Source organism: Symploca atlantica LB2515 (genome assembly GCF_052546295.1).
Genome location: NZ_JBQWMT010000001.1, coordinates 3,065,067 through 3,083,219 on the forward strand (window position 1 = coordinate 3,065,067; position 18,153 = coordinate 3,083,219).

Sequence of the window (18,153 nt, forward strand, 5' to 3'; positions counted from 1 at the left end):
GAAGGTTGACGGTTGGCGGGTTGAAGGTCGGAAACTCCAACCTTCAACTTCGTAGCCTATAAATCGAATGTCATCTTTATTAAGGGGTTTTTTGTAGATCAGGTCGTTCTTCGGGTAGGATCGCCCCTTCTACAGGACAAACTTGTACACAGATACCACAGTCAATACAGGTGGCAAAGTCAATCCAGTACCAGTCAGTACCCTTGACGTTTTTGCCTGGACCTGGATGAATGCAAGCAACTGGACAAGCATCAACGCAATCAGCTACACCTTCGCAGGTATTAGTAACAATCGTGTGTGGCACAGTGTTCTCTCTGTTCAGGAATCTTCAACATCTGTTTTTTTTTAGCCTACCAAGATTGGCTGGGAACCGCAGACAGGGTTAAAGAGTAAGCAGCTTATCACAGCATTGGCTCAAATTGGCAACCTGCCACTTGCCACCTTTTAAGTAACATTCTCAATTGCTGGTGTGCCATCAGCTTCAATCCAGGCAATGTAAGTAATGCTCCGGCGACGAGCATATTCCCGAATTTCATTAGGTTGGCGTCCTCCCAACTCAAGTTCTACTCGCACTAAATGCTCAGAATCTCTAAGTTTTTGGGCATAAGCAAAGGCAACAGCTTCGGCATTAGGCCCCTGCGGTACTACTAACCAGTCACTCGCTGGTATCTGGCGGGGTAGCTGAGGTTCTGAGAGCAAAAGATTGTGTAGCTCTTCGATATAGAGACAAAAGCCAATTCCTGGAAAAGTTTCTCCCTGAGGGTGATACAGCCCTAGCAATTGATCGTAGCGACCACCACTGCACAAAACTCGCTGACTGGCCTGGGTGCCACTAACTACCTCAAAGACGATTCCGGTGTAGTAATCAAAGGTTTTAACTTGGCTCAAGTCGAGGATTAACTCAAAGGGAGTGGGGGTAATCTCATTCAGGAGTTCCACCAGAGATTTGAGATTATTAACAATTGCTAACTCTGATGAGTCTAAATCCAGGTTAGCCACTTTTTGCAAAACATCGGCAGGGCGTCCCCGCAAATCAAAGAGAAACATCGCCCGCTTCTGTAATTCGGGAGAAAGGGGCAGAGTTTCCAGATGCACGCGGTCAAGATGAGCAATTGCTTGGCGCACTTGATCTTTAAGATGCGGCGGGAAGGGAGATAAAAGCGATCGCGTCAGTCCAGCTTCCCCTAAAGTCAAGTACCACTTCTGTAAACCTAACTGATTTAAGCAATTGGTCAGCAATAAAAGAACTTCTGCATCTGCTACCAGTCCACTTGCCCCTAAAAGTTCCACACCTGACTGATAGAACTCTACCTGGCGACCGTGGCGAGCAGCCGTTGCTCTACGGAAAACGTTGGCATCGTAGTATAGTCTCTCTGGCAGTGATAGGGCTGCTTCAGTGCTACCTGCGATCCGGGTAGCCATTGCCCGCGCAATCGAAGCTGTGAGTTCTGGGCGCAGTCCTAGAGTTCCCTCTTCTACCTCCTGCAATTGAATGACTGTAGAACGTTCAATTGCTCCACCGGCCATTAAGGTATCTAACCACTCCAAGGTTGAGGTGATAATCCGGTGGTAACCCCAGCGATGAAATACTTGCTGCAAATTATCAATGATCCAGCGTTTTTGGGTAACTTCTAGGGGCAGCAGATCCCTGGCACCCGCTGGTGGTTGATGAACCATCACTTTTTCTTACCGCCGAAAATACCACCAAATAAGCCACCGCCAGATTTGTCTGGTGGTTGAGTCCCTTCTGACTTGGGAGCTACCTTAGACTTGCCTCCACTGTTTTTCTGAGCCATATTTTCAATAAACTTTTTGCACTTGAGAGCTCTTTCCTCTCTGGGATTTAATTGTAAGGCTTTATTTATATGAACCCTAGCCATTGCTGCCTGATTTTGTTTCAAATAAGCATAACCCAGTAAGCTATGACAGCTACCACTGTTAGGATCTAACTTGAGGGCTTCTCGCAGCTCTAAAACAGCCGAGGCAAAATTGTTCTTTGCTAAATATCCTTCAGCGCGACGGAGATACTTCTCTAGAGGAGAAGCAGCAGGAGGGGAGGTTGGCTTGCTCTCAGTTGGCTGCTTTTGGTTAGTAGTTTCCTGTGGAAGAGACGGTTGACCAATTTTTTCGCCTCCTTTTAATCTTAAGTAAATCAGATTAAACTCGCTAATTTCGCCAATTGTATCGAGGGCTTGAGCCAAGGATTCGTATTGTTGAGATGCCAGATTTTTTACCGAGCTTTTATAAAGATTATCTAAACTTGCACCAGCTTGAGCTAATCTTTTAGCTGTTTGGCCAGAAACGGGAAGCTTTCCTCCTTCTGTTGCGAGGCGCTTACCTAAGTGCTTCAAACTTAGCAAATATTCGCCTTTGTCCTGCGATAGCTGTTCGTAGGCAGGATTAACCAGCTTGGATAACAGCTGGTTAGCTTGTTCTTTATCGACTTCACTTGCTGATCTGTTGCTATCAGGGTGGAGACGTCGAGCAATTTTGAGATATCTTTTGCGGACTTCACTCTTGCTCGCATCAACTGGAATTCCTAAAATAGCGTGATGATCGGTAAATTCAAATCTAAAGAGTCCACGTTCGATTTTAAAAGACATAGAGCGCTGTCCAATACCCGTGCCGAAATAATTGTTTCTAGTATGTCTCAGATTGTGGTACAGTTGGCGACCATTTAGCTTCAGCTTAGTAGAGCGCACAAATCCTTCAACAGGTAGAGTTTATACTCTAGACAATAGCTACTAGCCTCACAAGCTAATTATCACCAACCCCACTTGATCGGAAACATTAAGTGGAGTTGGTGACTAAAATATTATCCCCAAGTAGATAGAGGTGGTACTTGTGAAAGTTCCCTGCTCAAGTTCTGGTGAATTTGGCCATTTGTCGCCAAAATACGACCGGAATCAATCCTGATCGGGCTACCGTCGTAAGCTGTAACTTTGCCACCAGCTTCTTCCAAAACAACTATACCAGCAGTAATATCCCAAGGCGAAAGTCCCCTTTCCCAGTAACCATCAAGTCTTCCGCAGGCAACATCAGACAAATCAAGGGAGGCACAGCCACTACGACGGACACCTTGAGTTAAATGAGTTAGATAACAGAACTCAGCATAGTTGTTGTCAGGAGTCTCTCGCCTGTCGTAGGCAAAGCCTGTGACTAACAGACTCTTGCTCAGATCTGATGTCGGGGAAACCCGAATTGGGCGTCGATTGCAAGTTGCTCCCAAACCCTTGGCTGCACGAAAAAGCTCATCACGAAAGGGGTTGTAAACCACTCCAACTTGAGGTTTGCCCTTAATTAAAAGACCAATAGAAGCTGCTGCAATGGGGTATTGATGAGCATAATTAGTTGTGCCATCCAGGGGATCAATTGCCCAGAGGTATTCACTCTCTTGATCTCCTAGTTTACCCGATTCCTCGGCTAGGATAGGGTGCTCTGGTAAATGGCGCTGTAGTACTTTGAGGATGGCGGCTTCCGCCTCTTTATCTGCTACAGTGACTAAATTTCCGGCTCCTCCTTTTTCCTCTACTCCATCCAGCTTACCCCAGTAGGCTTGCAAGATAGCGCCAGCAGTCATTGCCGCTTCGGTGGCAATGTCTAGGAAAATTTGCAGTTGTTCCGGGGTATGTTGACTCATCTTTGAGAAATTGGATAGAGGGCACTAAAGCAGGTTACAGCAGGTTGTGGGTTAAAACCGTCAAAAGTTCCACGGTTAATAGCTGGTAAAGTATTTGAGCTGGCCTATGTTTTACTGCCTATACTCGCCTTAAATTAGCAGGTTGAGAGCTAAGGATTTTGCAGACGAAATTCTGCTGGAGTTGAACGCATCGGTTTGTCTTGGTTCCAAATACCGTATCCCATGATTCTGGCGTACTCCTGTGCTCTGGCAATGCGTTCATCGTATTTGTTGTTAGGTGCTCTTGGTGCAGCTAACACATACCCTTCTCTGACTAGCTGCTCATTAAGCAACACGCCATCGTTCCACAAGTAAGCTAACCAGCGACCAAAACTGTCTTTCTTTTGAGCATCAGACTCCAAAAAAACCTGTTGTAGAAGGGGTTGCTCTCCCTCGCTGTTGCTTCCTGTTTTACTGAGAATTTGCTCAAGGCGTTTTTTAGCTGTTGGTCCCCAAGGACGCTGCTTTAAGTCTGGAGCATCGACACCAATCAACCTTACTCGCTCAATTAAAGGCGATCGCGATTCTGGGTTCAACACCTCCAAAGTTTGCCCGCTAACCACTCGCTGCACCTGAATGGTTACACCTTGATTCACCTTGGTTGAGCTGCAACCGACTAGCAACAGACAGCAGCAACACAAAATGCCTAATCCCCTCAGAGAGGCTAGAAGTATTCGCATACTAAGTACTTAAACTTAATCCTCATCCAGGGGTAATCCAAACCGAACCTTACCTTTAGCGAAATAGCGGCCAAATTGAAGTTCATAAACTTCATCTTCGTTCTGTGTTTCTACTTCCAAATCTGAGCGGGCATAACTTACACAGAGTAGAGCATAGCCCTGATTTCGCAATTCCTGAGAAAGTCCCACGGCTTCTGGTTGGTAGATTTTGCCAGATTTCACGCGCACTGCACAGGTAGTGCAAGCTCCATTGCGACAAGAAAAAGGCAATTTAACTCCCTGGTTTTCTGCGAAATGCAGTATATAGCGGTCATCTGGCACTTGTAAGGTATACTCAGTACCAGCTTGGCAGTCGTAAATTTTAATTTTGTGAGATTTAGTCATTACTTGAGTGTATAATTGTAAATCGGGTCTTGAATTAGATTAGTTCAAAACTCCGAGCGAAATAAATACCCTGGAGAAGTGGCCGAGTGGTTGAAGGCGCAGCACTGGAAATGCTGTTTAGGGGTAACTTTAACGAGGGTTCGAATCCCTCCTTCTCCGTCCCTTTAATGGAACTCAGCTTCTACTCATTAGCTAGAAGCTGCTCAGATAAAAAACTTAAGAACTGGTTTTTAGATAACAAACTGGCTGTGGAGTCAGTTGTTTGCCCTTATCCCACTTGTCTATAGGTTATTTCTAATTTTCTCTAGCAATCCTAGATGAATTCCTGGAATTGCCTATTTTATCTGGGTGCATCTGTGGTTAAATTTTCTTGTAAATCATTTAACAATGCTATAGATCTATTTCAATTAGCTTATTTTTTGAAGATAAGCCTAACTTGATTCGGACTTGGGACTTGGACACCTTAAACTTCTCTGCCAGTAGCTCAATCAACTCCTGATTCGCTTTACCATCAACAGGCGGTGACTTTAAATTCACGGCAAGAGTGCCGTCTGCCAATTCTTTGATATCTTGTTTTTTGGAATTGGGTTTAACTTTGACTTGTTTCTTCACTATCTTCGCGATCCTTGAAGCTTAATATATTTTAAGTGGATATGAAAAATGGAAAATTGAACTCTATTCATCTGTATCTGACTTATATACTCAATTAACCCTGGACACGCGTAGCAATATTTTGGGGTCGGAGCTATAATATTTATCAATCCCAAACCGGTTTCGTCAACGAATATCAAGTCTTGAGCCAATCAACTTGGCATCATTTGCCAGAATTACCAGCGTTGTAGAAGTGCTTCTTGAGTTTCTTTTCAATGGGATGAAGTGTTTTTTTTGAGTCACATCCAGTTTCTTTAGCAGGGGAAATATCGTAGATGTTCCCAGGCAAATATTGGTTTCCTGTTCTAGGAGAGCATACAATTCTGCTAGGGTTACACATTATTAGCTTCCACAATTCTTGAGAGAGTATCTAACTGTACTGTACTGAGTTAAGTTTTGTCGGTGTTTGCTCCAACCTTTGTTTGGGTTGAAAGTTTCCTGTTTCTCGATATTGCTTGACTATTTTTTGTACAAAGTTTTTAGCAACTCGAAATCCTTTAGCCAGTAGGCTTTGTCAAGTATTTTCCTCAATGTAAGTATCGACTATCCTTTGGTGAAGCTCGAGCGGGGAGGGTTGCATCCTGATTGATCTAAAATTGAATTTTAAAATTATACTATGCGTGCCTCATCAGCTTGAAAAAGGCTGTAGTACCTAAGTGCTTTGTTGCGGCTCAACTGCGCGGTGCGGAGCATCTCGTCAATGACCCAATACTGCTGCGGCTTACCTTTTCTCAAGTACGATTATGGGGATGTTTTATCATTTTTATAGCAATCTATAGCTATAAATTAAAAAAAGCACTCCGATAAGGACGGGGCTTAAAACCCGTTAATCTTGGTAAATTTAGTAAAAAGCTTCTGCCTAGCTTGATGCTTACTTCAGAATAATTTACAGTTGAGTTTTTTAGATACAGACAATAAATAATATTTGAATTTAAGAAAAAAGAGTAATAGTTTGATATATCTTTTTAACCCACGCCCAAAATACCTCTGGGCGTGAGTTGTTGACAATTTAGTCTCTAAAAAGGAGATTAGAGACAGCACCAAAACATGGCGCTGCTAAACGGATTCAATCAAGGCTTCTTCTTCCCGCAAAGTCAGGATTTCTACTCCGTCACTAGTGACGGCTACTGTATGTTCAAACTGGGCAGAGAGCTTGCGATCTCTGGTGAGAGCAGTCCATTTGTCGGCAAGAATCTCTACTTCCCAGACGCCTTCATTGATCATCGGCTCAATAGTGAACACCATTCCGGGACGGATTCGTTTGCCTTTGCCACGCTTGCCGTAGTGGGGAACCTGAGGCGCGGTATGGAAAATTCTGTTAATGCCGTGTCCGACAAAATCTCTCACTACAGAAAAGCCTTGGGCTTCTGCATATTCCTGAATAGCAGCACCAATGTCTCCGATCCGCGCCTCTGGTTTTACCTCAGCAATGCCCCGCATCATACACTCCCGCGTGACTTCCACAAGTTTTTGCGCTGTGGGGGAGGGGGTGCCGACGAAGAAGGTTTTAGAGGTATCGCCGTGGTAGCTATCCAGAATAGGTGTGACATCAATATTAATAATGTCGCCATCTTGGAGAATCTGCTTGGCATTGGGGATACCATGACAGACAACCTCATTGACACTAGTGCAGATGGACATGGGAAAACCTTGATAGCCAAGGGGAGCACTTTTTGCCCCGTGAGCCTGTGTCCAACGCTCAGCTTCATCATTGATTTCCAGGGTACTTACTCCTGGCTTAACCATGGGTTCTAGATGGTCTAAGAGTTCAGCTGCTAAGCGTCCTGCTTGACGCATCTTTGCTATTTCTCTACTTGATAAGAGAACAAGAGTTTCTGGTGCCATGAGTTCCTATTGATTACGTTGATTTCCCCAAGACTTAATGCAGTCTATCTATAATAATTAACTTTACCGTGATTACCCAATAATCTTAGGCTTTGCTGTTGCAGCTCTTCTAGTCGTCGCACTAATAAAATTCTAGCGAAAGTAGAGGATTAGTTTTTGGTGAGGAATTATTTTAGACATTCAATGCTAACTAGAGGCAGGGGATCAATTTTTTTTAATAGAGGAGAAACGACTGCGAAGAGGGTGATTGTGTGCTTTTTTTAAACTGCTAGGCTATCCTTTCCTATTGAGCTGCGATTTTTTATTCTAGTTAACAACTTTTAGATAGGCGTTAATTTGACCATTTTAATTGTTGATTGCTAGCTCAAATTGGCAAGAATTTTTTTTACTACGCACTCGATGTACATTTACAATGAGTCTGTTGACGCACTCAGGCAGGAGGGGATAAATGGATGTCAAAGCAGCAGTAGCCCTTGATGCAGGTAAGCCATTAAGCATTGAAACTGTTCAACTAGAAGGACCAAAAACTGGTGAGGTGCTAGTTGAAATTAAAGCCACAGGAGTCTGCCATACCGATGCCTTTACTCTTTCTGGAAAAGACCCTGAAGGGCTATTTCCTGCTATTTTAGGACACGAGGGTGCGGGTATTGTGGTAGAAGTGGGCGAGGGTGTAACCAGCGTTAAACCAGGTGATCATGTTATTCCCCTTTACACCCCTGAATGTCGTCAGTGCGAATACTGCTTGAGTAGAAAAACTAATCTATGTCAGGCAATTCGTTCGACTCAAGGACGCGGTGTAATGCCTGATGGCACTAGCCGCTTTTCTCTTGGTGGCAAAATGCTCCATCACTACATGGGTACATCCACTTTTGCCAACTATACAGTATTGCCAGAAATCGCTGTAGCAAAAATCCGTGACGATGCCCCTTTTGAAAAGGTTTGCTACATCGGCTGCGGTGTCACCACTGGTGTTGGTGCAGTAGTTAATACTGCTAAAGTTGAGCCTGGGGCAAAAGTAGTCGTTTTTGGACTCGGTGGCATTGGTTTAAATGTTATTCAGGGAGCACGGATGGTTGGTGCTAGTCAAATTGTAGGAGTTGACCTCAATCCGGCGAAGAAAGAACTTGCGGCAAAATTCGGCATGACTGATTTTGTCAATCCCCAAGAAATTGATGTTCCCTTAGTTCCTTACCTGATTGACTTAACTAAAGGTGGCGCTGACTATAGCTTTGAGTGCATTGGCAACGTTAATGTAATGCGTCAAGCATTGGAATGCTGTCATAAAGGTTGGGGCGTTAGTGTAATTATTGGTGTTGCCGGTGCTGGGGAAGAAATTAGCACTCGCCCTTTTCAGTTAGTTACAGGAAGAGTCTGGAAGGGTACGGCTTTTGGTGGTGCCAGAGGGCGTACAGATGTTCCCCAAATTGTTGACTGGTACATGGAAGGAAAGATTAACATCGATGAGATGATTACCCATGTAATGCCCGTAGAAAAAATTAACGATGCCTTTGATTTAATGCGCAAGGGTGAATCTATTCGCAGTGTTATCACCTTCTAAAAGAAATAGTATCAGAGGAGGGAGCAACCACAATATTGCGTTTCCCTCCGCTATGGTGTAATTTATCTTGGGGCAGTTTTGGGGGTTAATCTCTACAACAAGGCATTCAATTTTTCAACAATTGGATTGCTCTGCTGAGATTCTATATTTTGGTAAGTTTCTACTAGTTCAGTAGCCATTTTATCTTCAATCTCCGCAGCTTCTTCCCGGGAATTGCAAGCTTTCTCAAATAGCTGGAGTTTTTCTTGATTAAATAAAACTGCAGCTATTTCCAGAAGCAGCTCCTCATTCAATGGTTTACTGATGTGAGCAATAAAACGCTCACTTTGAAGTCGATGCTTCGCCTTGTGCTTGATCAAACTTCGCATTGGATAACTTTTGTGCGTCATTCCCCTAGTTACGTAGTTTTGTGAACCTCAATACTGCCCTTTAGTACCAAAACCCAATAGTTTCCGTAATTGATGCGAAAAAGCCAACCATGCTTAAGACTAACAATTTAGTAAAGATGGCTATGGATTTAGCAGTTTCCCTCTTGAAATCTCTAGGTTAGGCAAAGGATTGCTCGGAACAGCTTTTTGACCCATGGTTACCTTAAACCATTCCTTGAGTAAAAATACTCAGCTTACCTACTCTTAGGGCAACATTCGAGCTTAAAGAGATTAAGATTGTAAACTAAAATTCTAAATATTTTGTATTTTTTGTTACTTTATTTCGATATAGAGGTTTTTTATTGCTAACCTAAAGGTCGGGAGGTTACCTTATGATAAATAAATATTAAATTGCTCTAAGCTAGGTTAAGTCTGTCTTATCTGTCTAGCTTTTAAATGAGTGCTGTAATCCACTAACGGTAGTTGATTCTCCCTTAGCGCACCTGATATTTGCTTTTAGATTGAAAGGAAATTTATTGTGGTGAGACAGCGAGTTTTACAATAAAACCGCTCCTTTAGACAATCCCCAGAAAGCTCATGTCCACAGTGCCCAACCTTGTATCTGAAAGTTATTGCTTCGGCGGTACAGTCGGCTTTTACACTCATCAATCTCAGACATGTAATGGCGAAATGCGGTTTGCCATTTACCAACCACCTCAAGCAAAGTCCAAACTGCTTCCTGTTCTTTATTTCCTCTCTGGTCTCACTTGCACCGAAGAAAATTTTATGGCAAAGGCGGGAGCACAACAATTTGCGGCTAAGTATGGCTTAATCCTAGTGGCACCTGATACTAGCCCTCGAAATACTGGTATTCTTGAGGAGGATGAGGAGTGGGATTTAGGCAGCGGCGCTGGCTTTTACGTTGATGCGACGGCTCAACCTTGGGCTTCACACTATCAAATGTACAGCTATATTGTCCAAGAGTTGCCTGCTCTGATTATCGAGCATTTTCCCGCGCAAGCCGACCGACAGAGCATTTTTGGCCATTCCATGGGCGGTCATGGAGCGCTTGTTTGCGCCCTGAGAAATCCAGAACAATATAAATCAGTTTCGGCTCTTGCGCCCATTGCAGCACCTATGCGATGCTCATGGGGTCAGAAAGCTTTTACCAATTATCTGGGTTCTGATGAAGAACTTTGGCGCAGCTACGATGCTAGCGAGTTAGTATTGACTGCTGGCTATCACCGCTCTATCTTGATTGATCAAGGTACAGCTGACCCCTTTCTCAAAAAGCAACAGTTACTTCCCGAAGAATTTAGGAAGGCTTGCGAGGAGGCAGGTCAACCCCTAACCTTGCGCTTCCAGGTGGGCTATAACCATAGTTACTACTTCATTAGCACTTTTATCGAAGACCATATTCGCCATCATGCTAATGCTTTGTGTGATTAAAGCATTACAAGATCGCTGCTGAGAAAAATCCACGATTCTAGAGTTATTGCTACTTCCCGTAACCTAATTTTCGAGATGATTTTGATAGTTGCCCTGGCATTCTTTAAGCATTTGCTGGTCTTGCTCACTCAATTCACCGATTGGTTGGTATCCTTCCAATCCGACTGCGTGAGGGTAATTTAGAGAGCTGTATCTATCGTCTAGGGTCAGTTGACTACTGGCTGCGGCAATTGGCGAGCGCTGCTGACGTTCAATAACGTGAGCTAAGGCCGTTTGGTCATAGGGATTGACTACCGTCAAACTCATTTTATCTGCATCAAGAGTGCCGTAAAAACAGCTGTACTCTGATTGTGGCAAATAAAGAGCACCTATGACTTTACCTTGACGCGATTCAAATACCATGTACTCATTGCCTAGGACATTGGCTTGTGAGGACTCACCATAGAGGTAAGTGCCGTCAGGAATCGTATTGTCTGCTGCTGATTTGGTTACTTTAGTGGAATTAGCTTTTGCCTCTTGCTGCTGAGGCGTTGTTGTTGCCCAACTTGAGGAAGTAAATGCTAATCCTACTACTAGAAGTAACCCGGTAAGCGGCAATTGCCATGGATTAAACCGTTGGCGTTGCGACCAACAGAACCAGAATAATCGGTTAATCACTTTGGTTACCTCCTTTGAAAAAAAGTTGAAACACCCTTACCAACCCAAATGAAAGATGAGCAGGCAAACCTGGTAGAGACCAGAATTAACTAGAAAAGCCTTTTTCGAGCTAGAACGGACTTGTGTTGACCAGCATCCTTATAGATACATCAAAGCAACAAAAATGCTTTTGTTTGCTCTTGCTACAACCGGTTTATGAACCGTCACAACAAGAGATTTGATGGGTAAGCTACTCCTTGGAGTTCTCTTTCATTAGCGTCAAACTACCCCTGATTAGTAAGTTAACTAAGAAGTCAGCGCTAGCACGTCCCTCAAATGGATGAGCTAGTACTATCCAAGGGTTGTATTTTTAGCTGATTAAGAGCGGTAACCAGCCTTTCTGAGGATTTGTTAACCGGTAATTACCTTTACGGCGGGAGGTTTCCTGCTTAGTTAGGTAATTTCATGCTTAGGTTTTTTGTATCCTGTAAGAGACTGTTAATTTTGCCAGATTGCCGTTTACGACATTAGATGGCTTCAACGATAAAGGCGGCAGTTTCGGCAATGGTTACAAATCTTCAAGCAAGCCTGAGATGTGATAGCTTACTCTAGCTACCATTTCTACTTGCTGTTTCTGTGCCACCATTTCTCTTGCCCTTCTCCCAACCTAAACACCCACCCTAAGGGTGCTGCTTAATTTCCTCCTCTAGCAAGACTGCTAAGGGTATAACAGGATATAATGAAAGACTAGAGTACTAGCTTTTCTCTTCCCTTGTTTTTTATTTTTTAGTTAGCTTTTGGTCTTGTGTTTCTGGTCGGCCACACTTCTGTTTCGCCTGCTGCTCAGGTAAAAAAGCCGATCTCCAGATCATTAACTCCAGCAGTATGCAACCTTAGCAAAACTGAGTTTTAGCAGTTATTATTTCCTAGGATTTTTTAAGAGCGTATCTTCGCCTTCACTAGCGAATCAGCTTGTCCAATTGATCAAACTTGATTGACTAGCACCACGACCACCTTTAAGGCATTAGGTGGGACAATTACACTTACTTAATCCGAGGTACTGCATCACAATTAAGTTGGATGCTCACGACCTACTTCAACTTGCTTAGGAAACCTTGATGATGCTATTCACTCAAAAAGGATGTGCAATAAGCAGTCACTAAGGTGCAAATACTTAGAATTTCCTTGGGCTAAGCCAGTTACCTGGCAGCAAGGGTACACAAAACTGGTAACCACCAAGATAGCCAAGGGAATTTCCAGTGTTTTTTTAAGGGCTGGTGAAAGTTAAAAGCTGGGATTTGGAAGCCCTGCCCAGCAGGACAGATACTTCTACTTCCCTAGGTTAAGGATAGCACAAATTTCGCTTAAAATCACCCCGCGCTCTTGCTTTCGGGCTGTAGCGCGGGGATCACTGTGGCTGAAGGATAACTACGGTGGAACTTAACTGGCGATGTACTCCCTAACATTGCCATGGCGACGCCTCAAGTGTGCTAAAGCTTGGTGTTCTAACTGGCGCACCCGCTCACGGCTCAGGTTTAGTCGTTGACCTACCTTTGCCAGAGACAACTCGTTGCCATCTTCTAAACCAAAGCGCAGTGCGAGGACTTCACGCTGTTGAGGGGTTAGTTCGGCTAAGAGGTTATCTATGTCTTGTCTGAGGGATTCCTGAGTTGTGTAGTTGACTGGTGTTGGACCGTGATCTTCTAGGAGATCCGAAAGTTCTGTATCCTGGTTGTCTCCAACTCGAACATCAAGGGAAATTGGCTGACGAGCCATGCTCAAATACTCTCGAACTTGACTTGGCTCTAAATCCAACACTTGGGAAATTTCCCCTGGTGTTGCACTGCGACCGAACTTCTGAGAGAGTTCCCTTTGTACCTTTTTGATTTTGTTGAGTTTTTCGGTAATGTGAATGGGCAAACGAATCGCGCGAGCCTGCTGAGCGATCGCACGAGTGATGGCTTGGCGAATCCACCAGTAAGCATAAGTCGAGAACTTGTAGCCCCTAGTTGGGTCAAATTTCTCAACGCCTCGCTCTAAGCCCAAAGTACCTTCCTGGATTAAGTCCAGAAATTCCATATTACGCTTCTGGTACTTTTTGGCGATTGCCACAACTAGGCGTAGATTAGCTTCAATCATCTGTCGCTTAGCTCTAACACCCTCATTGAGGCTTTTCTTTAAAGAACCTTCGCTTTGTTTGGTTTCTAGAGCCCACTCTTCCATAGTCGGTTCACGACCTAAATCCTTAGAGAGGGCTTCTTTTGCTTCCAGCAGTGCCATCATTTGCTGCACTTGTTTGCCAAAGATAATTTCTTGCTCGTGGGTTAACAGTGGCACGCGACCAATCTCGTGAAGATAGGTGCGAACCATATCTGCTGATAACATAGACTTATTCGTCTTTTTTTCGGTTTTCGCGGTGGGCATCTTTGAGTGGTCACTCCGTAAACAAGTTGTAAATCTTTCGCGGATTTTTACCTCAAGAGCAATTGGACATTTTCCTTTTGAGGATATTTACGCGAACTTTTGTAACACATCTAGCAAAGGGTGTATCAGCCTCCTACCCCTATCTATTCGGGGCGGGGCATCTAACAGCGTCTATATATTTGAAGCTAGATACTGAGAAAAATTTTTATTTTTTAGTTTGCGGCGTTACCGGCACATCGGTGGTTCATGAGGTGGGAAAAAGCGATAACTCAAAATCATTATGAGTTTGCTTTCAGCTCATTGTATTACAGGTTTAGACGGCAGTAAACCCAAAAAGGTTCAACAATTTTTGACTCGGACGATGGTGTAGCAATTCCTAAACCCTCCTCATGACACCGACAAGGACAAACCGGAGCTAATCACGTCTTATACAATAATCACCCAGCAAGCCCGGAATGGGTGGTTATTCCTGAGGGAGATAACCGAACTCATTGGTGGAGTAATCTCTAGAAAAGGAGATTTTATCACTTCGGCTAAGATTAGTATAGCCGCCTTTAAAAAAATTAACACAAACAAGAAATCCTCATCCAGAAGCGCTTCCCTAGATTTGAGGTTAAAAACCTAAATCTGCTTTAGCCGCTTCAGCCGCAGTAAATACTTCCTCATCAGACATTTCTCCCCAGGAAACATCCCCAATCTCTTCATAGAAGGTTTGGTCATAGGGACGGGTTCGCACTACCACTGGCATTGGTACAGCATGACCTAACACCAAAGCTTGCTGCTTAGAATCTAATTTGGCTAAGACAGAACGTAAACTCTGACCACCAGAGACACCAGTAAAAATAGCCTCAATATCCTTATCATCATTTAACAAACAAGTAATTCGAGTACCAATTTGGGACATTACTTCATTATCAATCCCAGACGGGCGTTGATCTACCACCAATAGGGTGACAAAATATTTGCGCATCTCACGGGCAATAATGCCGAAGATGGTTTGACGAACCGTGGCAGAATCGAGAAAGCGGTGTGCTTCTTCGATGGTAATCACTAGTGGGCGGGGGCGATCGCTAGGATTTTTCGACTGCAAGAACTTTTCGGCTTTACGTACATAACTGCCATGAATGCGGCGACTCATCACATTTGTCGCCAGCATATAGGAAAGCATATTCGATTGCGAACCGAATTCCACCACCACATGCTTACCCGCATCTAGGGATTGCAAAATCTGATTTATATAATTGTGGGGACAAGCACTACGCATGTATTTGAGTTCATCTAACCGCAGTAGCTTGCGCTGCAATGCCATAATCGAAGACTTATTGCCCCGCTTCTGCTCACAAAATTCCTGAATTTCTTCATTGGTCATTGACAGCAGTTGTGTAATCCAGGTTTTGCCAAACTCGTTGCGGAGAATAATCGCATTTTCCAAACTGGCCTCAGAAAGATTGAGTTCTCCCCGCACCAGCATGATATCCTCAACTTCAATCTGGTCATAACTCAAATAAAGTTCATGAGCATCCCGAATCCCTCGGCGTCTTGTTGAGTCGGGGTCAAGAGTGTAAACTTCCACTTGGTTAGGGAATAACTGCCGCAAGCCTTTAACAGTGCTAAATTGCTTACCCTCAGAAACAGCCTCCCAGCCATATTCTGAGTGCATATCGAAAATCAAATTCACTGCTGCCTGCTTACGAATAATCCCCGATAGTAACAGCCGAGTCAGGAAAGATTTACCTGTGCCAGATTTACCGAAAACACCGTTGCTGCGTTCGATGAAACGATCTAAATCAATGCAGATGGGAACATCCATATCAAGAGGTTTCCCGATGGCAAAGTTGCGGCGGCGGGGGTCATCTTCCCAACCAAAGACAGCACGAAAGTCACGTTCACTAGCATCGTAAACCTGAGAGAAATGGCTGGGGATAGTTTTCACCGGCAGCAATTCCATTTCCTCACTGCTTTGCACTTGGAAAGATGCGAGTGAACTATTGCCGTTGAGGTCAACTCCCTTTTCTTTTTGCCCTGCTCCCAGATTGGGTGTAAACATCAGCATGGGAGTCAGATTCACTGTGCCAAAGGTGCCACCGCCAGCCAGAACTTCTCGTAGAAAATCGTCGTTGGGATCAGGAGGATTGGCAATAATCCGCTGACTAGATGTTCCTAACGAGACATCAGTGAGCATACAAAAAAAGCGCGATCGCCTTCCTTGTACTACCAAAAACTTGCCGACTCGCATATCTTCCACCAAGACATCGGCATGCAATCTTACTTCAAGTCCAGCGGAAAGAGAGCCTTGAATTACTGAGCCTAATGGGCTATCTAAATCCATCACCACAACTGCTCAACTATGCAAGCCTATCTTATCGTTCAATTTTGGCTAATCTGCGGCAAGACTTTCAATCTTATCTCTAAAAAAATACAGATACACCCAAATAAATCCCAACTGGACTGAGAATTATCTGTGTTTATCTGCATTTATTGGTGGTTTCTGGCTCTCACTTGATCAATCTAATAGAGTGCCAGATGCCCTAATATCTAGTCACTAATTTACCTATTCAATCTCAATCGATGTTGGTGACGAATCGCTTGTCCCTGTCGGTAGCAAAGGTTTGCGGTAATCAGCATAGAGGCGATCGCGCCAACTGAAAAATATTTCGTAGAGGCTGTTATCGGCCAAGCCAGGAATCCCTTGTCCCTTAACGTTTTCTGGCAAATCTAGGTAAGGGCCATCGGGAAACTTGATGAGCATACTTAAGCCAGCTACCGCAAAATCGGCCAAGCAAGGAGTATCTCCTAGCAGATAAGGACTATCTAATAACAGCAAACTCAGCGCCTCCAAATCTTGCTTGAGAGCGTCTTTTGCCTGTTTTACTCCTTCTTTGCCAAAACCGACACCAGTACCCAGAATTTCCAGGAATTCTGGGGGAACCGCGCTGACCACATTTCTAAGAAAATCAGGTGTCTCTTTGGGCAAAATTGATGTCCGGAAGCTGGGGTTTTGGCTCAATGCCCCATAGAGTACCTTACGGCTTTTATTACCAATCGACTCATCTGCCCACTCTTCCATGAGCAAGCATAGACCTTTTTGTTTGGGATCTTGGGGAATCAGTGGTTTGTCAGGATACTTTTGCTCTAAATACAGGGCGATCGCTGTAGAATCACCAATTACTGTACTGCCGTCTTTGAGTACCGGAACCTGTCGTTGACCAGACATTTGGAAGAGTTCTAGCTGTCCGACGCCCGGTTTTACCTCGATCTTGCGGTAGGCTAATCCTTTGTAATCTAGGATAAAGCGTACTTTTTCTGAGTACTGCGACAATTCAAATTGATATAGTTCTAACACTTGGCTCGCCTCGTTGTTTACTTTTGTAACATTGCCAATCTAACGCTTCCCAGTTGATTCTTGCCTCGGCATAGTGGTAGAAAGATTCAGGCTACTTGGGTTGCTAACGTAAGATCCAAGGGTTCTCCCGGTTGAGGGTCAATTACTTGAGTAGACAGGTTTCTTTCCCTTAGTTGCGATCGCAATTTTTCTAAACTGCCTTTGCTACTCAGCAGAGAATCGAGCAATCCTTGATATTGCACGCCACCACCTGCGGCTGTAGGTAGAAAAACTTGTGGTTTCAGCCATTCGGCTAGTTGTAACGCTGTTTTATCTCCTTGGATTACTGGCCCTAATAAAGGTAATTCCAAACTGACCACCGGAGAAATAACCACATCTACAGGTGCATAATCCTTCACCTCCGAGGGAGGATAACCGTGGGGTTCGTAGTAGAGAGTTTGACCACTCTCCCCATCTTTTAGAAGATAGGCATTTTCTTGCTGTAATGGTCCAATTGGTGCCCCTGGCAAGGCACGGACTTCAATTTGATTGGCGAGGGTGAAGGTTTGTCCGGGAGTGAGGGTGGTTATCTGGGTATAGCCTAATTGTTCCACCACCTTAGCCGCACTAGTCGAACCAACTACCGGAATTGTTTTGTCCAGCTTTTCCAGAGTTGGTTTATGGGCGTGGTCTTCTAAACCCTGGGAGAGGAGAATTAGGTCGATTTTATCAGGAAGGGAGTCTAGGGCTTGAGGTTTATCACCTTTGAATAACCAGGGGAGATTGCCGAAGACCAAGGAACCGATTAACCAGGGGTCAATTAGGATTGTTTGTTGTCCTAGTTCCAGTAGCCAACTGTTGGCTCCGAAGTAATTAAGGCGCATAAAATCCAGAAACTCAATGTGACTCTAACAATTTTAATATTTCTTAAACTTAATTCAGCCTGATAGAATTTTCGCCAATCGACAGAGAACTTCTTGACATACTTGCAAATATATGTATCTCTCATTTACTCATGATTGAACATAGGCAATTCTGTACTGATTCCCCTCCCTCCAGAGAAATATCTCTCCTGGGTGTAGGTTTTTCGCCGATGAAGGGTAAGTTATGGAAAACATTATTTCTGGTGTGACTGGTAGTTCTCTAATAATTGCAAC

Annotated in this window: 16 protein-coding genes and 1 tRNA gene; 3 read left to right on the forward strand and 14 right to left on the reverse strand. The window is 44.0% G+C overall.

The window, feature by feature from the left end; all coding sequences use genetic code 11:
• Window positions 1–79: 79 nt before the first annotated feature.
• From ACT7WV_RS12765 to ACT7WV_RS12790, 6 genes are all read right to left on the reverse strand, one after another.
• On the reverse strand, window positions 80–304 hold the full coding sequence (locus tag ACT7WV_RS12765; RefSeq protein ID WP_445103252.1) for an indolepyruvate ferredoxin oxidoreductase subunit alpha: 225 nt from the start codon (window positions 302–304) through the stop codon (window positions 80–82).
• 140 nt (window positions 305–444) lie between these two features.
• Window positions 445–1,677, reverse strand: a complete 1,233-nt coding sequence (locus ACT7WV_RS12770; protein ID WP_445103253.1) for an ATP phosphoribosyltransferase regulatory subunit — start codon at window positions 1,675–1,677, stop codon at window positions 445–447.
• On the reverse strand, window positions 1,677–2,603 hold the full coding sequence (locus ACT7WV_RS12775) for a J domain-containing protein (RefSeq protein ID WP_445103254.1): 927 nt from the start codon (window positions 2,601–2,603) through the stop codon (window positions 1,677–1,679). Before ACT7WV_RS12775 ends, ACT7WV_RS12770 begins: the two co-directional genes overlap by 1 nt.
• Before the next feature lie 212 nt (window positions 2,604–2,815).
• A complete protein-coding gene (locus ACT7WV_RS12780) occupies window positions 2,816–3,640 on the reverse strand; it encodes an inositol monophosphatase family protein (protein WP_445103255.1) in 825 nt (274 codons plus the stop codon).
• 149 nt (window positions 3,641–3,789) lie between these two features.
• A complete protein-coding gene (locus ACT7WV_RS12785; RefSeq protein ID WP_445103256.1) occupies window positions 3,790–4,359 on the reverse strand; it encodes a thermonuclease family protein in 570 nt (189 codons plus the stop codon).
• A 15-nt stretch (window positions 4,360–4,374) separates the two neighbouring features.
• Window positions 4,375–4,743, reverse strand: a complete 369-nt coding sequence (locus ACT7WV_RS12790; protein WP_445103257.1) for a 2Fe-2S iron-sulfur cluster-binding protein — start codon at window positions 4,741–4,743, stop codon at window positions 4,375–4,377.
• Between the two features lie 72 nt (window positions 4,744–4,815).
• On the opposite strand from ACT7WV_RS12790, the gene ACT7WV_RS12795 reads away from it, so the two are divergent.
• A tRNA-Ser gene (locus ACT7WV_RS12795) sits at window positions 4,816–4,902 on the forward strand.
• 231 nt (window positions 4,903–5,133) lie between these two features.
• On the opposite strand, the gene ACT7WV_RS12800 is transcribed toward ACT7WV_RS12795, so the two are convergent.
• Together ACT7WV_RS12800 and map are read right to left on the reverse strand one after the other, a co-directional pair.
• Window positions 5,134–5,355, reverse strand: a complete 222-nt coding sequence (locus ACT7WV_RS12800; protein WP_463424166.1) for a DUF167 domain-containing protein — start codon at window positions 5,353–5,355, stop codon at window positions 5,134–5,136.
• Window positions 5,356–6,450: 1,095 nt separating this feature from the next.
• Window positions 6,451–7,239 carry a type I methionyl aminopeptidase gene (gene map / locus ACT7WV_RS12805; RefSeq protein ID WP_445103258.1) on the reverse strand — a complete coding sequence of 263 codons (789 nt, stop codon included), beginning with the start codon at window positions 7,237–7,239 and terminating at the stop codon, window positions 6,451–6,453.
• Between the two features lie 448 nt (window positions 7,240–7,687).
• On the opposite strand from map, the gene ACT7WV_RS12810 reads away from it, so the two are divergent.
• Window positions 7,688–8,797, forward strand: a complete 1,110-nt coding sequence (locus ACT7WV_RS12810) for an S-(hydroxymethyl)glutathione dehydrogenase/class III alcohol dehydrogenase (protein WP_445103259.1) — start codon at window positions 7,688–7,690, stop codon at window positions 8,795–8,797.
• Window positions 8,798–8,889: 92 nt separating this feature from the next.
• Here the strand turns inward: ACT7WV_RS12810 and ACT7WV_RS12815 are convergent, their stop codons facing one another.
• Window positions 8,890–9,165 carry a hypothetical protein gene (locus ACT7WV_RS12815; RefSeq protein ID WP_445103260.1) on the reverse strand — a complete coding sequence of 92 codons (276 nt, stop codon included), beginning with the start codon at window positions 9,163–9,165 and terminating at the stop codon, window positions 8,890–8,892.
• Between the two features lie 597 nt (window positions 9,166–9,762).
• Here ACT7WV_RS12815 and fghA point away from each other — a divergent pair.
• Window positions 9,763–10,614 carry an S-formylglutathione hydrolase gene (gene fghA, locus ACT7WV_RS12820; protein WP_445103261.1) on the forward strand — a complete coding sequence of 284 codons (852 nt, stop codon included), beginning with the start codon at window positions 9,763–9,765 and terminating at the stop codon, window positions 10,612–10,614.
• 63 nt (window positions 10,615–10,677) lie between these two features.
• Here the strand turns inward: fghA and ACT7WV_RS12825 are convergent, their stop codons facing one another.
• The 5 genes from ACT7WV_RS12825 to ACT7WV_RS12845 all read right to left on the reverse strand — a co-directional run bounded on the left by ACT7WV_RS12825 (window position 10,678) and on the right by ACT7WV_RS12845 (window position 17,880).
• Window positions 10,678–11,271 carry a hypothetical protein gene (locus ACT7WV_RS12825; protein ID WP_445103262.1) on the reverse strand — a complete coding sequence of 198 codons (594 nt, stop codon included), beginning with the start codon at window positions 11,269–11,271 and terminating at the stop codon, window positions 10,678–10,680.
• 1,419 nt (window positions 11,272–12,690) lie between these two features.
• A complete protein-coding gene (locus tag ACT7WV_RS12830; RefSeq protein WP_445103263.1) occupies window positions 12,691–13,674 on the reverse strand; it encodes an RNA polymerase sigma factor, RpoD/SigA family in 984 nt (327 codons plus the stop codon).
• A gap of 613 nt (window positions 13,675–14,287) precedes the next feature.
• On the reverse strand, window positions 14,288–16,003 hold the full coding sequence (locus tag ACT7WV_RS12835) for a helicase HerA domain-containing protein (RefSeq protein WP_445103264.1): 1,716 nt from the start codon (window positions 16,001–16,003) through the stop codon (window positions 14,288–14,290).
• Window positions 16,004–16,225: 222 nt separating this feature from the next.
• Entirely contained in the window at window positions 16,226–17,017 is a 792-nt protein-coding gene (locus tag ACT7WV_RS12840) for a glutathione S-transferase family protein (protein ID WP_445103265.1), read from the reverse strand.
• 86 nt (window positions 17,018–17,103) lie between these two features.
• Entirely contained in the window at window positions 17,104–17,880 is a 777-nt protein-coding gene (locus tag ACT7WV_RS12845) for an MBL fold metallo-hydrolase (RefSeq protein ID WP_445103266.1), read from the reverse strand.
• Window positions 17,881–18,153: the final 273 nt, after the last annotated feature.

Coding starts and splice junctions, on each gene's coding strand:
- ACT7WV_RS12770 (WP_445103253.1), bottom strand. CDS start 1,677: ATGGTTCATCAACCACCAGCGGGTGCCAGGGATCTGCTGCCCCTAGAA.
- ACT7WV_RS12775 (WP_445103254.1), bottom strand. CDS start 2,603: ATGTCTTTTAAAATCGAACGTGGACTCTTTAGATTTGAATTTACCGAT.
- ACT7WV_RS12780 (WP_445103255.1), bottom strand. CDS start 3,640: ATGAGTCAACATACCCCGGAACAACTGCAAATTTTCCTAGACATTGCC.
- ACT7WV_RS12785 (WP_445103256.1), bottom strand. CDS start 4,359: ATGCGAATACTTCTAGCCTCTCTGAGGGGATTAGGCATTTTGTGTTGC.
- ACT7WV_RS12790 (WP_445103257.1), bottom strand. CDS start 4,743: ATGACTAAATCTCACAAAATTAAAATTTACGACTGCCAAGCTGGTACT.
- map (WP_445103258.1), bottom strand. CDS start 7,239: ATGGCACCAGAAACTCTTGTTCTCTTATCAAGTAGAGAAATAGCAAAG.
- ACT7WV_RS12810 (WP_445103259.1), top strand. CDS start 7,688: ATGGATGTCAAAGCAGCAGTAGCCCTTGATGCAGGTAAGCCATTAAGC.
- ACT7WV_RS12815 (WP_445103260.1), bottom strand. CDS start 9,165: ATGCGAAGTTTGATCAAGCACAAGGCGAAGCATCGACTTCAAAGTGAG.
- fghA (WP_445103261.1), top strand. CDS start 9,763: ATGTCCACAGTGCCCAACCTTGTATCTGAAAGTTATTGCTTCGGCGGT.
- ACT7WV_RS12830 (WP_445103263.1), bottom strand. CDS start 13,674: ATGCCCACCGCGAAAACCGAAAAAAAGACGAATAAGTCTATGTTATCA.
- ACT7WV_RS12835 (WP_445103264.1), bottom strand. CDS start 16,003: ATGGATTTAGATAGCCCATTAGGCTCAGTAATTCAAGGCTCTCTTTCC.
- ACT7WV_RS12845 (WP_445103266.1), bottom strand. CDS start 17,880: ATGCGCCTTAATTACTTCGGAGCCAACAGTTGGCTACTGGAACTAGGA.